The sequence below is a fragment of the Parabacteroides distasonis ATCC 8503 genome, from assembly GCF_000012845.1.
Classification (GTDB): Bacteria; Bacteroidota; Bacteroidia; order Bacteroidales; family Tannerellaceae; genus Parabacteroides; species Parabacteroides distasonis.
Genome location: NC_009615.1, coordinates 313,992 through 327,098 on the forward strand (window position 1 = coordinate 313,992; position 13,107 = coordinate 327,098).

Genomic DNA, 13,107 nt, shown 5'->3' on the forward strand with positions numbered 1-13,107 from the left:
TGAATAATAAGGAATATGAACATTAGGAAATATATATGGGCGTACGTGGTGGCTATGGCCTTGATTTGTCCGGGCGTGAAGGCGCAGGAACAGATCACGATCGGTGTCATCCAATATGATGTACGCGATATAGATAAGAGTTTCAAAGCCCTGCATGAGCAGGGCTTTGGTTCTTGTGAGTTAAATTATAGTGAAAAAAGATTCACGAAGGAATTGGCGGAGCAGGTGAAGGCCGCTTCCGAGAAGCACCGGATCCGGGTAACTACGTTGGTTGGTGTGCCGGGAAGTAAAAGTACGTGGAATTTTCGTCAAGGACCGGCTACGATCGGCCTGGTACCTATCGATGAGCGTTTCGAGAAGTTGGACTTATACCGTAAAATGATCGATTTTTGTGTACAGGCTGGTATTCCGGCTATGCACTCGCATTTTGGATTTATTCCAGAGGATCCGTCTTCGGCGCAGTATAAGGATTTCATTGAGGTGATGCGTGGCTTGGCTACTTATGCGAAGGAGCGTAATGTCTTGATTTATTTCGAGACTGGGCAGGAGACACCAATCACTTTGATTCGTGCGATCCGGGATATCGGTACGGGTAATTTGTTTATCAATTGTGATTTGGCGAATTTACTAATGTATGGCAAGTCGAACTCCCTGGATGCGGTCAAGTTGTTTGGTAACTTGATTAAAGAGTTCCATGCGAAGGATGGCAAGTATCCGGATCCTAACAATCCGTATGAGCTGGGCCATGAGGTACCGATCCCTACGGGCGATGTAGATTTTCCCGCAGTGATTGCCGAGTTGAAAAAACAAGGATTCAAGGGTGCGATAACAATTGAATGTGAGCTGAATGGTACCCGCCATGATTATGTGATCCAAACTCGTAAATATTTGCAAGAGTTGCTGGATCGATAGGCCGCTTAATCACGATTGTAAGCGGTGTTGAATGCCCATTGTAAGTGCTTTATAATGCCCATTATAAAGAGCCTGCAATGGGCATTGTCGTATTTGTAAGAATTATCGACAGGAGTTGTTATTTTATTAGAGGGAAAAAATTATCTTTGCGTGTATACTGTCTAATTGTTAAAATAGAGGATAATGGAAGAGAAGAAAAGATTGACTCGTTCGAATAATAAGATGATAGGGGGTGTTTGTGCCGGTCTTGCGGAATACTTGGATATCGATCCGACGATCGTACGGATCGTATGGGTATTGATGGTTCTTTTCGCCGGATTCGGTATACTGCTCTACATTATATTATGGTTAATAATGCCTAAACAACAGATCGGGTAAAGGATGAATTTTGAAATATCGTCTTCGTTCAGTCCCACGGGTGACCAACCCGAGGCGATTGCGGCGTTGTCGGAAGGGATCAAGAGTGGTGTTCCTTTCCAGACACTTTTGGGTGTTACCGGTTCCGGTAAGACGTTTACGATCGCTAACGTGATAAAGGAAGTTCAGAGACCGACCTTGATACTCAGTCATAATAAGACGCTTGCCGCTCAGTTGTACAGTGAGTTTAAAGCGTTTTTCCCAAATAATGCGGTAGAGTACTTTGTCTCTTATTATGATTATTACCAACCGGAGGCCTATCTACCTTCTACCGATACCTATATAGAGAAAGACTTGGCGATCAATGAGGAGATCGATAAGCTGCGTTTGAGGGCCACGGCTTCCTTATTGTCGGGTCGTAAGGACGTGATCGTGGTCTCATCCGTATCCTGCTTATATGGCATGGCAGACCCTACGGCTTTCGCCGAGAAAGTGACGCATCTGGAACGGGGTATGCGTATCGACCGGGATAAGCTGTTGCGCCGGTTTGTAGACGCCTTGTACGTGAATAATAAGCTGGAGTTCAAAAGCGGCTGTTTCCGTGTGAATGGTGATACGGTGGATATTTTCCCGGCGATCGAGACCTTCGACGGCATGGCGTACCGTATCGAGTTCTGGGATGATGAGATAGACCGCATCTCCTCTTTCAATCCGTTGACAGGCGAGGAGTATGATGAGCAAGATGAGCTGAATATTTATCCTACCAATTTATTCGTGACCACCCAAGAGCGTATCAATATGGCGATCGGTCAGATCGATGTGGATCTGGGGACGCAGGTGAATTTCCTCAAGGAGATCGGTAAGCCCTTCGAGGCGAAACGCCTGTATGAGCGTGTCACGTTTGATCTGGAAATGATCCGGGAGCTAGGGCATTGCTCGGGTATCGAGAACTATTCCCGTTATTTCGACGGACGCGCGGCGGGAGATCGTCCTTTCTGCCTGTTGGATTATTTCCCGAAAGACTTCCTGCTTGTCGTAGACGAGAGCCATGTGACGATCCCGCAGATTCGTGCGATGTATGGCGGGGATTATGCCCGGAAGAAAAACTTGGTGGAGTATGGTTTCCGTTTGCCCTCGGCGATGGATAACCGTCCGCTTACCTTCGATGAGTTCGAGTCGTTGACGCCTCTAGGCATTTATGTGAGCGCTACTCCCGCCGATTACGAGTTGATAAAGAGCGAGGGAGTGGTGGTGGAGCAGGTGATACGTCCGACAGGCCTGCTGGACCCGATTATCGATGTCCGTCCTTCATTAAACCAAATCGACGACTTGATGGAGGAGATCACGCAGCGCTCGGCAAAAGACGAACGAGTCTTGGTGACTACCTTGACCAAGCGTATGGCGGAAGAGCTGACTACGTATATGACCCGCATGGGGGTACGATGCAACTATATACATAGCGATGTAGATACCTTGGAACGTGTACAGATTATGGACGACCTGCGGAATGGCCTGTTTGATGTGCTGATCGGTGTCAATCTGCTACGCGAGGGGCTGGATTTACCGGAAGTCTCGTTGGTCGCTATCTTGGATGCGGATAAGGAAGGCTTTTTGCGTTCCCACCGATCCTTGACGCAGACAGCTGGACGTGCCGCCCGAAACGTGAATGGAAAGGTTATCTTCTATGCCGATAAGATCACGGCGAGTATGCAGCAGACCATGGACGAGACCAATCGCCGGCGGGAGAAACAGATGGCTTATAACGAGGCGCATGGCATTACTCCGAAGCAAGTCATGAAAAACAGTGTATCCATGCTTGCCGAGAAACAACAAACGGCGGAGCCTTACGCTTATATAGAGCCGGAACCAAGCTTGGTAGCGGACCCGGTCGTGCAATACATGAACCGTACGCAGCTTGAGAAGGCGATCGAGCGGACTCGCAAACAGATGACGGAAGCAGCGAAGAAACTGGATTTCATCGAGGCTGCCCAATTCCGTGACGAGCTGGTGAAATTGGAGGATTTACTGAAAACGAAAAAGGATTAGCTTATGAGAAGGGGAATGATACTGCTCGGTTTTTGGATGTGTGTATGTATGGTGTTTTTAGTGAACGCCCAAGAGCATACATCCCGTAAGTTGTATTGTACGGATGAGGATCGTGCTATTTTCGATCGGTATTGTACTCAGATGGAACCTAAGAAGTCGTTACCCCTAGACGAGCTAATGATCCATACCGCCCTTTTCTTCCGGGGGACTCCTTATGTCGCCTCTACCTTGGAAAAGGAGCCGGAGGGCTTGGTGGTCAATCTGCGGGAACTGGATTGTACCACATTCGCGGAGACCGTATTGGCTTTATCCCGCACCCTGTGGGAAGAAAATCCTACCTTTGAGAACTTCTGTGAGAATTTACAGCAGCTCCGGTACAGAGACGGCACGATCCATGATTACACGGATCGTTTGCATTATATGACCGACTGGTTCTATGAGAACGAGCGAAAAGGAATCGTGAAAGATATGGGGCGGGAGATCGGTGGTGCCTCCCTACCTTTGGATTTATCTTTTATATCCACGCATCCGGATAGCTATAAGCAATTGAAGAACCATCCGGAAAGGGTTCGAAGGATGGCCGATAAGGAAAAGGAGATAAACCTGCGTCCTCATTATTATGTGCCTAAACAGGAGATCGAGAAATGTTCGTCCGGAATCAAGAATGGCGATATCCTCTGTTTTGTTACTTCTATCAAGGGGCTGGACGTGACGCATGTCGGGATCGCCTATTGGAAGGATGGACAACTGACATTTATCCATGCCTCTTTTTCCGCTAAAAAGGTAATCATCCAAGTATCCTCCTTACGAGATTACGCCGAGGGGATAAAGAGCTGTAAAGGGATATTGGTAGCCCGCCCACTATCGATTTATTGAAATAACTCGAAGGCAAACTTGAATCCCATGCTTTGGTAATGCCAGCGATCGAATCCGGCGAATATCCCGATATTAAAGATATGGTTCCCGATCCCGTATCCGACTTCCGTATAGCTAGGCAAGACCGGTGTCCATAGCTGGCTCAGATAAAAGCGTTCGGAGAGGATATAGCGTGAGGCCGTTTGCATGAATTTTTTCGTGGAGTTGATGCGGAGGATCTTGAATAAGACAAAAGGGCTTTCATACATGAAATGCGCTTGTATATACTTATCGGAGGCATTGAACCACTCGCCTTTCAGCAGATTGAAGACTCCGCCGATCTGATCATCCCATGTATCGGGGAAATTCCTGCGGGTGAAATACCTAAAGTCCGCGAAATAGGTAGACTTCTGTTGCGTATAAAGACCGGCGCTGATATGATAGTTCAATCGTCTGCATAGGCCAAGCATAAGGCTTTGATGCACGTCCGCCTCTATACGTCCGTAATCTCCCGAGCTTTTCCCGACTCCGGGGATACCTCTCGCTATTTCGATTGATATCGTGGGATAATACGAATAGACATACTCCTTCCGGTATCCGTCCATGCGATAATATTGGCGGGGGGTATAGGAGAAACCGAGCGTGGGCGTAAAGTCATTATAATTTTGGCTAAGTATTTCCTCTACATCATCCCCGGGATCAATCGCCACTTTCTTTTTAGAGGGGATACGGCGATGGTAAGAGATGCCTGTTGTTAATTGAAACCCATTGAATAACTCAATGGAGTTTTTTATTTCCGCATAGTAATGCTTGAAATACTCAAGGTTTAAATCATCAAAATTGAAGGTGGAATCCTTTAGTTCCTCATTGATCTTTTGGGTGATCTCGGAGGAATAGCTTTCATTACTGTTTCCTACTTCTACCGATAAAATTCCCCGTTTCTGCGGCGAGTATTCCCAATCGCCTCCAACCTTGAAAAATATCTGCTTGCGCTTGAATACGTAACCTATCTCCGGACGAAAACGAATTTGCTTGTCACGGGTAAATGTCTTGCTGATACGGAATCGCTGTTTGTAAGTGATGCCGTTACGGGCGGAATAACCCAATTGGAATGGATTCAGAAGCCCGGAATATTTAATACGGGTCGTTTTATAATCCATATTGACCGTATTCGTTAACTGCTCCGTTAGTTTAACGTACTTCTGGAGATCATCGGCCGTATCGATTTTATTTATATTCTGCTCTTGGGCTTTATTGTATAAGTGGGCTTCATCCGGACTCAAGGGATTGTCACGATGGATATTCCAATACGTGGAATCCCTGATAATAGGAACCGTATCGGACGAGAGCTTGTAATAATTGGTCAGGTCCAAGGATTTCCATTTATGGCTTTCGTTGTCCTCCTCCACCCATTCCACTTCCTGATACTTAAAGGAAGAATGGTAGGTGGTTGCCACTGCGTTTCCCAATACCCTGTATCGGAGGAATAGATCCGCCTTCTCGGGCAGGATGAACCGCCTGAAATCCCGTCCGTAGCTCATGACTAGGTTGAATTCGGCGAAAGAGTAACGACCGTTCATATCGATCTTATCGATCGTCCATGACTGGTCGATGATATATAGATCCCCGCATACCAATTTCTGGCTCCATTGCTTCGGCAGGAAACGGATTTTGTAAATCGTCAAGCCGTTGATAGTTTCCAGCCCTTCCAAATTGAACGTATAAAACTTAAAAGCGTTGCTAGCTATCGGCATGAAGATAGCATCATCGTAAGCGGTAGGGGAGTATACGTTCAAATTCAAGAAGGCCAAGGCCTCCTGCTGCTTTTTCCCGTTGGGTATGCTGTTTCCGTTGACCGCCTTTAGATCATGAAGATAGTTCTGCGGAGCGTTAAATTTAGATTGGCTGACCATCTCAAAAAGCATATCCTTATTTTTTCGGTCGATAGGGAAGATATGGTGGGCGAGACGTATTAACATATTTTGTTTTAAAATTTCTGTACGTCCTTTGATATAGATCTCAGCCTCATATTTCGATACCGTATTTTGGTATTGGGTTGCCTTTTCGATAACAAGGTGCATGATCGAGTCCGCCCGTTCTCTCGTTTCTCGATTCCCCTTGCCAAAAGACAGGATCTTATCACTATAAGTATCAGTGCTCTTCGCGAAAATACTTATAGAGATTAAAATCAAGGTAAGTATCGAATATAACTTTTTCAACGATTTTACATTCTTTCCAGACAAACATAATGAATAAATTTCAGTTTAGACGTGAAAGAAAGTAAAATGTTACAATATGGTGTAATTAATCGTACAAAAGTTTTTATTTTATCAAAAGAAAAATCGTATATTTGTGCTTCATAAGTATGTTATATAGCAGTCGTGGTTAAACAGCAAAAAGAAGAGGTCGATTTATCGGCCAGTTTATCAGAGGTGTGGAGGGTTCTGACCGATAAGGAACGTGAGATCCTCCGTAGTAATTCGACGATCCAGCATTTCAAACGTAACGAGTTGATTTATTGCGAGGGCGACGAACCAAAGGACATGATGTGCTTGTTAAAGGGTAAAGTGAAGATTTACAAGGATGGAGTAGGTGGCAGAAGCCAGATTATCCGAATGATTAAGCCTGTGCAGTATTTTGGTTACCGGGCTAGTTTCGCTCAAGAAGATTACTTGACGAACGCTTCCGCATTCGAGGCTTCTACGGTTTGCATGATTCCTATGACAGTGGTTACGGGCCTTTTAATGAGTAATCCGAATTTGGCTATGTTTTTCATCCGACAATTATCCATTGATCTCGGTATCTCGGATGAACGTACGGTTAACCTTACGCAAAAACATATTCGTGGGCGATTAGCTGAATCTTTGTTATTCCTGAAAGATAGTTACGGACTGGAAGAAGACGGTGCTACGTTAAGCATCTATTTGGCTCGTGAAGATCTGGCAAATCTATCTAATATGACTACATCGAATGCTATTCGCACGTTGTCTACCTTTGTGGCGGAACGTATCATTGCTTTAGACGGTAGAAAGATTAAGTTGATAGATGAAGATCGGTTGAAGAAAATCAGCAAGATGGGATAATTAGATTATTGATCGTAAAAATAAGAAATAAAGGGGCCTTTTTAGTAAGGGCCCCTTATTTTTTATAGGATCGCTTGGCGTAAACGTACCAAACGTGTCAAAAGATCTTCTAATAAATCCAGTCTGAGCATATTGGCCCCGTCGGATTTGGCTTGGCTTGGCTCCGGGTGGGTCTCTATAAACAGGCCGTCCGTGCCTATGGCTATAGCGGCTTTCGCTATCGTCTCGATAAGGGCGGGCAATCCACCGGTCACGCCGGAGGTTTGGTTCGGCTGTTGCAAGGAATGGGTTACATCCATAATGACTGGGAAACCGAATGTTTGCATTTGCGGGATACCCCGGAAATCGACAACAAGGTCGGTATAGCCGAATGTCGTTCCCCGCTCGGTGATCATGACATTATCATTTCCTGCGTCCACTACCTTTTGTACGGCGAATTGCATGGCACCCGGCGAAAGGAACTGTCCTTTCTTTATATTGACGATCTTCCCGGTCTCGGCCGCCGCTACCAATAAATCCGTTTGGCGGCATAGGAAAGCCGGGATTTGAAGGACATCGACATATTCGGCGGCCATGGCAGCTTCCGTTGTCTCATGGATGTCGGTAACGGTGGGAATATCGAACGTCTCGCTCACCTTCCGTAAGATCTTTAACGCCTTCTCATCCCCGATGCCCGTGAAAGAATCCAGACGGGAGCGATTCGCTTTCCGATAGGAGCCTTTGAATACATAGGGTATATGCAGTCTTTCCGTGATACCCACTATTTTCTCGGCGATACGTAACGCCATATCTTCCCCCTCGATTACGCAAGGACCTGCCATCAAGAAGAAGTTCTCGCTTTTATTTAGATCGTTTATTGTTATCATAGCTGATTATTTAGAATTCGCATTGTTGTCGCTATTTTTTCTTCGGTCGGTAGAGTGGCGTCTATCCAATGAATCTCGCAACCCCGGCGCTCCATGCCCCGGAACCAAGTCATTTGCCTCTTGGCGAATTGATGGATCGCTATCTCGAGTTGCGAGACCATCTCCTCAAAAGAAAGCTCCCCGATAATATATAAAGTAAGAAACTTATATTCCAATCCGTAATAGATCAAGTCTTCCGGTTTAACACCCGTAGCCAAGATCGTACGAACCTCATCCACCATTCCTTCGTCCAACCGGGTCCGCAAGCGTCTGGATATTTTTTCCCTACGTAATTCCCGGTCGATGTGGATACCGATGATCAGGCTGTTGATCGGATTATATTCATTTACGTCTGGTGCCTGAGTCTTATAATACTCCTCGATCTCGATCGCACGGATAGCCCGCTGGGCGGTGTCCACGTCCGTTTTATTATGTAATATCTTATAAGAGGCGAGGATGGTTTCCAGTTCCTCCAAGGTTTTATTCCTCAAGGATTCCCTTAGCTCAGGATTTTGAGGCACGTCTAATAGCTTATATCCTTTTAGTACGGCCTCTATGTACATCCCGGTTCCTCCACATAAGATCGGGAGTTTACCCCTCCGCTTCATATCCTCATAGACCCGGAAAAAGTCATGCTGATACTCAAATACGTTATATTTATAGCCAGGCTCGCAGATATCGATCAAGTGATAGGGGATTTGTTTTCCATTCACGTTGTAATCGGCCAAATCCTTACCCGTCCCGATATCCATAGAACGATAGATCTGCCGGGAATCAGCGCTGATGATCTCCGTATCCAACTGGGCGGCGAGAGCGGCGGCGAAGGTCGTCTTTCCAGAAGCCGTAGGCCCTAGAATCGTGATAAGTTCATATGATTTCATGATACAAACGTACGAAAAAAAAGGCCATCCTCAAAGAGGATAGCCTTTTCTATGTAGAGTGGTAATAAATTACTTACCAGCGATAACGCGAGCCATCTCACAAACTTTGTTTGAATAACCCCACTCGTTGTCGTACCAAGATACGATCTTAGCGAAGTTAGAATCCAAAGAGATACCAGCTTTAGCGTCGAAGATAGAAGTGTTAGCACAGCCACGGAAGTCAGTTGAAACAACTGCGTCTTCAGTATAACCAAGAACACCTTTCAATTCGCCTTCAGAAGCCTCCTTCATTGCAGCGCAGATGTCAGCCATAGAAGCCTCTTTCTCAAGAACTACTGTCAAGTCAACAACAGAAACATCAGAAGTCGGTACACGGAAAGCCATACCTGTCAATTTGCCGTTCAATACAGGTAATACTTTACCTACAGCCTTAGCGGCACCCGTTGAAGAAGGGATGATGTTCTCAAGGATACCACGACCACCTCTCCAGTCTTTCTTAGAAGGACCGTCTACAGTCTTCTGAGTAGCTGTAGCAGCGTGAACTGTTGTCATCAAACCTTTAACGATACCGAACTTGTCGTTCAAAACCTTAGCGATAGGAGCCAAGCAGTTTGTAGTACAAGAAGCGTTAGAGATAATGTCTTGACCTGCGTAAGTTGTATGGTTAACACCGTAAACGAACATAGGAGTAGCATCCTTAGAAGGAGCAGACATGATAACTTTCTTAGCGCCAGCTTGGATGTGTTTGCGAGCTGTCTCGTCTGTCAAGAAGAAACCAGTAGACTCAACAACAACGTCAGCGTCAACCTCGTTCCATTTCAAGTTAGCAGGATCCATCTCAGCAGTTAAACGGATCTTGTTACCGTTTACAACCAAAGCGCCGTCTTCTACAGCTACTTCGCCGTCGAAACGACCGTGTACTGAGTCATATTTCAACATGTATGCCAAGTAATCAGCATCCAAAAGGTCGTTGATACCTACAACTTGAATGTCGTTGCCAAAGTTAGCAACTGCAGCACGGAACACCATACGTCCGATACGGCCAAAACCGTTAATACCTAGTTTGATCATTGTAATAAAACTTTTTATGGGTTTATTAATAATAAGTCTTTATTTTTATCTCTTATTCATCGCAAGGAGTAGATATTCATTTTATCCCTTGCTTTAACGACTGCAAATGTAGTCATGTTTTTTGTATTGAGCCTTATAATATAGCTAGAAAAAAGCTGCCCTCTAACATAAATTAATTGTTGGAGGTTATTTCTTTTTCTTGAATAAGAGATTAGAGAACCATTTTTTCGCTTTTTTGATTCCCCACGTCATAATAAATGGTTGAGCGAGATCCCAAGCGATGGGAATCATGCCTTTCGCTATGGATAAATAGTCTGAGATCCCTAAAGCGATGGAGGGTTGTCCAGCCGTTACGGGAGCTGTGTTCTTGTCGTTTGTTTTTGTCGTTGACTTATTGCTCGGGAAAAGGAGAGACGATAATCCGGATAACAATAAACTTCCGGCGTTCTCCTGTATATAAGAGAAATCCTCATTCAATTTCTGTTCCTGTCGCTTACATTGTCTCTGTATGCGTTCTTTGTCAGAAATCAGTTTCTCCAGTGGGGTTTGCCGGTTGTTCATCGTTTGTCGCGTTATTTTTATCGTCATTCGCCGTCATGGCGGCTATTACCTCATTTAATACTTTTGTGCTGATCCTGTCCCTATTCATTATTATAATGCCGATAAGTAGCAGGTACAAGACCGCCACGATACCGAATCCGAACCCGGAGGAGCCGAGCCAATCCCCTAGGAAGAAGCCCAAGGCCAAGAATATGAACAAGATGGCGAAGAACGCCAAGAACAATAATATCAAGCCATATGAGAGAACGGCTATGACTTTACCCGTTCTCTCATATGTGCTCAACTTTAGGAGCTCAAGTTTTAACTCCACATAAGCCGATACATCTTCTTTCAGCTCACGGAAGACTGTTCCTGAATCTTTCTCCATACAAAGCTTATTCAGCTACGATTTCTTCTGTTGCCTGTACTACTTCTTGCTTTCCTTCTTTATATTTGGCAAGAGCGGAGTTAAAACCTTCTTTTACTTTTCCGACAACACCGTTCAATTCTTCCAGTAATTGTTCTCTCTTATCTGTCGCTGCCAAATAACCTACAGCGGCACCAACAGCCGCGCCTACTACAAGGCCAAGTAATAATTTTGAATCTACGCTTTTCATAACTTTTTCTTTTTAGAAGTTTCCACTAAGATAACGTATTTATTTGGATTAAGGTTTATCCTTGTCTTAACTTTTGCTGTTAAAAAAAGTTATCCTTTTAAGACCTTCACGGCAACCCAGTTATTTCTTTCGTTATAAGAATCCAATTTCAGCCCGTTCTTCTGACATTCTGCTTCTATCGCCGGGATATCTTCTACATAAAAGCCGCTCATAAATAGGATGCTTCCCGGTTTCATACTGTTTGTATATTGACAAATGTCATTCAGGAGGATGTTCCGGTTGATATTGGCGAAGACGATGTCGAATAGCCCGAATTCCTTGATTTTCTCGGCGCCGCCCAAGGCAACTTGTATGTCTTCGGTATGATTCAGGCGGATATTCTCTAGGGCGTTGTTATAAGCCCATTCGTCGATGTCGATGGCCGCTACCCGTTTCGCCCCTTTCAGCCGGGCCAAGATGGCCAGCACGGCTGTGCCGCATCCCATATCCAGTAACTCCTTGCCTTCTAGGTCTAGTTTCAGCATCTCGCTTATCATCAAATAAGTCGTTTCGTGATTGCCGGTACCGAAAGCCATTTTCGGGTCTATTATTATATTATATGTATAACCGGGCTCCGCCTCGTGGAAGGAGGCACGGATGATGCATTCGTTTCCGATCCGGATCGGTTTGAAATAATTCTTCTCCCATTCCTCATTCCAGTCCTTGCTTTCTACCCATTTGGAGGTGTAATCGATCCGGGTATTCTCTAGCGGAAAGTCGGCCAGTTTATCATCCAATGTCTTTTTGTCGTATAAAGCCTCGGATATATATCCCAGCAAACCCTTCTCGCTTTCCGTAAAGCTCTCAAAACCGATTTCCCCCAACTCGGCGGCCAGCACGTCATTGATAATCTCTTTCTCGATAGGAGAGGTGTATGTGAAACTAAGTTCGTAGTAGTTCATGTCGTATCTTTTTGTTTATTTTCTATATTGTCCGCAAACATACGAAAAAATCTGTTGCCTATTCAAATATCACGAAGCCTAATACAATTCCGCATATTCTTTCTCCGCGTCGAAGCAGGGGCAAGCCTTGCGAATGTTGGTGCTGAGTTGATAATGTCCTAAGATACGTGCCGACGGGTAATCCCTTCGTAATTGCCGTAACAGGTCCATCAAGGTACACCGCTGGGCATACGTCCGGGTATCCGCGGGAAGTCCTCGCTCATCCAGTCCGCCCTCGTAGCAAATACCCAGACTGTGATCGTTCCAGCCCGAAGCGTGTGCCCCGATCTGGTTCTCCGGCCGGCAGCGGTGCAGCTCGCCATCCCGGGTGATATAGTAATGATAGCCGATGTCGGCGAACCCACGATCCTTGTGTGCGTTCCGAAGCGCTTCCACTGGAAAATCCCGGTCGTAGCGGGTTGCGCTGCAGTGAATTACGAGAAGTTTGATTTCCCTGTAATTCTGATAGAAGCAGTATTGTTTCATTTTTATTCTTTTTTTAGTTTGTGTGTTACTTTTCTCTTGAAAGAAAAGTAACCAAAAGTTCAAGGCCTTAGCGGACGGGCTACTCGTCGGCCTTCGCTCGCTGTCGCGTCCCAACTCGCTTCGCTCAAACAGGGACGCTCCTGTCGCTCACTTCGGTCGCCTCGCTTAACGCCCGCCCGCTAAGGCCGGAGGGAGAGCCGTCCCGGCTCTTTGGGGAGGGGGCGGCTCTTCTACGCTAGAACAGGTTGCAGGCTTGCAGGCCGAAGGCCCCTGCGATGGCGGTAGCAACAGCGATGATCACTTTGAGAATGGTACTCCAAACAGACTTCTTCATGATAATTGATAATTAATAGTGAACAATGAACAATGAATAA

15 protein-coding genes are annotated in these 13,107 nt (G+C 45.5%); 5 read left to right on the top strand and 10 right to left on the bottom strand.

The window, feature by feature from the left end; translation table 11 throughout:
• Window positions 1-15: 15 nt before the first annotated feature.
• From BDI_RS01395 to BDI_RS01410, 4 genes are all read left to right on the top strand, one after another.
• Entirely contained in the window at window positions 16-912 is an 897-nt protein-coding gene (locus BDI_RS01395) for a sugar phosphate isomerase/epimerase family protein (RefSeq protein WP_005861818.1), read from the top strand.
• Between the two features lie 183 nt (window positions 913-1,095).
• The gene (locus BDI_RS01400) at window positions 1,096-1,290 is read left to right on the top strand and encodes a PspC domain-containing protein (protein ID WP_005861820.1); all 195 of its coding nucleotides are present in this window, start codon (window positions 1,096-1,098) and stop codon (window positions 1,288-1,290) included.
• Window positions 1,291-1,293: 3 nt separating this feature from the next.
• Window positions 1,294-3,315 (top strand): excinuclease ABC subunit UvrB, encoded by a 2,022-nt coding sequence (gene uvrB / locus BDI_RS01405; RefSeq protein WP_005861822.1) that lies wholly within the window; start codon window positions 1,294-1,296, stop codon window positions 3,313-3,315.
• Window positions 3,316-3,318: 3 nt separating this feature from the next.
• Window positions 3,319-4,191: an N-acetylmuramoyl-L-alanine amidase-like domain-containing protein gene (locus BDI_RS01410; protein ID WP_041525534.1), complete on the top strand. Its 873-nt coding sequence runs from the start codon at window positions 3,319-3,321 to the stop codon at window positions 4,189-4,191.
• Here the strand turns inward: BDI_RS01410 and BDI_RS01415 are convergent.
• On the bottom strand, window positions 4,185-6,389 hold the full coding sequence (locus tag BDI_RS01415) for a DUF5686 family protein (RefSeq protein WP_011965946.1): 2,205 nt from the start codon (window positions 6,387-6,389) through the stop codon (window positions 4,185-4,187). The two genes, BDI_RS01410 and BDI_RS01415, sit on opposite strands and share 7 nt — an antisense overlap.
• A 213-nt stretch (window positions 6,390-6,602) precedes the next feature.
• Between BDI_RS01415 and BDI_RS01420 the strand changes: the two genes are divergently transcribed.
• Complete coding sequence (locus BDI_RS01420; RefSeq protein ID WP_369799702.1) at window positions 6,603-7,253, top strand: Crp/Fnr family transcriptional regulator; 651 nt, start codon at window positions 6,603-6,605, stop codon at window positions 7,251-7,253.
• Window positions 7,254-7,315: 62 nt separating this feature from the next.
• On the opposite strand, the gene kdsA is transcribed toward BDI_RS01420, so the two are convergent.
• The 9 genes from kdsA to BDI_RS20830 form a co-directional block, all read right to left on the bottom strand.
• A complete protein-coding gene (kdsA, locus tag BDI_RS01425; RefSeq protein WP_008780822.1) occupies window positions 7,316-8,119 on the bottom strand; it encodes a 3-deoxy-8-phosphooctulonate synthase in 804 nt (267 codons plus the stop codon).
• On the bottom strand, window positions 8,116-9,039 hold the full coding sequence (miaA, locus tag BDI_RS01430; protein ID WP_005861832.1) for a tRNA (adenosine(37)-N6)-dimethylallyltransferase MiaA: 924 nt from the start codon (window positions 9,037-9,039) through the stop codon (window positions 8,116-8,118). The genes kdsA and miaA overlap by 4 nt, the downstream gene beginning before the upstream one ends.
• 69 nt (window positions 9,040-9,108) lie before the next feature.
• The gene (gene gap / locus BDI_RS01435; protein WP_005861834.1) at window positions 9,109-10,110 is read right to left on the bottom strand and encodes a type I glyceraldehyde-3-phosphate dehydrogenase; all 1,002 of its coding nucleotides are present in this window, start codon (window positions 10,108-10,110) and stop codon (window positions 9,109-9,111) included.
• A 186-nt stretch (window positions 10,111-10,296) separates the two neighbouring features.
• Window positions 10,297-10,671, bottom strand: coding sequence for a hypothetical protein (locus BDI_RS01440; protein ID WP_005861836.1), 375 nt, complete (start codon window positions 10,669-10,671; stop codon window positions 10,297-10,299).
• Window positions 10,631-11,038 carry a phage holin family protein gene (locus BDI_RS01445; protein WP_005861838.1) on the bottom strand — a complete coding sequence of 136 codons (408 nt, stop codon included), beginning with the start codon at window positions 11,036-11,038 and terminating at the stop codon, window positions 10,631-10,633. The genes BDI_RS01440 and BDI_RS01445 overlap by 41 nt, the downstream gene beginning before the upstream one ends.
• Window positions 11,039-11,045: 7 nt before the next feature.
• The gene (locus BDI_RS01450) at window positions 11,046-11,267 is read right to left on the bottom strand and encodes a YtxH domain-containing protein (protein WP_005861840.1); all 222 of its coding nucleotides are present in this window, start codon (window positions 11,265-11,267) and stop codon (window positions 11,046-11,048) included.
• A gap of 89 nt (window positions 11,268-11,356) precedes the next feature.
• Window positions 11,357-12,208, bottom strand: coding sequence for a 50S ribosomal protein L11 methyltransferase (gene prmA, locus BDI_RS01455; protein ID WP_005861841.1), 852 nt, complete (start codon window positions 12,206-12,208; stop codon window positions 11,357-11,359).
• A gap of 78 nt (window positions 12,209-12,286) precedes the next feature.
• A complete protein-coding gene (locus tag BDI_RS01460; protein ID WP_011965948.1) occupies window positions 12,287-12,733 on the bottom strand; it encodes an N-acetylmuramoyl-L-alanine amidase in 447 nt (148 codons plus the stop codon).
• A gap of 235 nt (window positions 12,734-12,968) precedes the next feature.
• Window positions 12,969-13,067 (bottom strand): smalltalk protein, encoded by a 99-nt coding sequence (locus BDI_RS20830; RefSeq protein WP_153053315.1) that lies wholly within the window; start codon window positions 13,065-13,067, stop codon window positions 12,969-12,971.
• Between the last annotated feature and the right edge of the window lie 40 nt (window positions 13,068-13,107).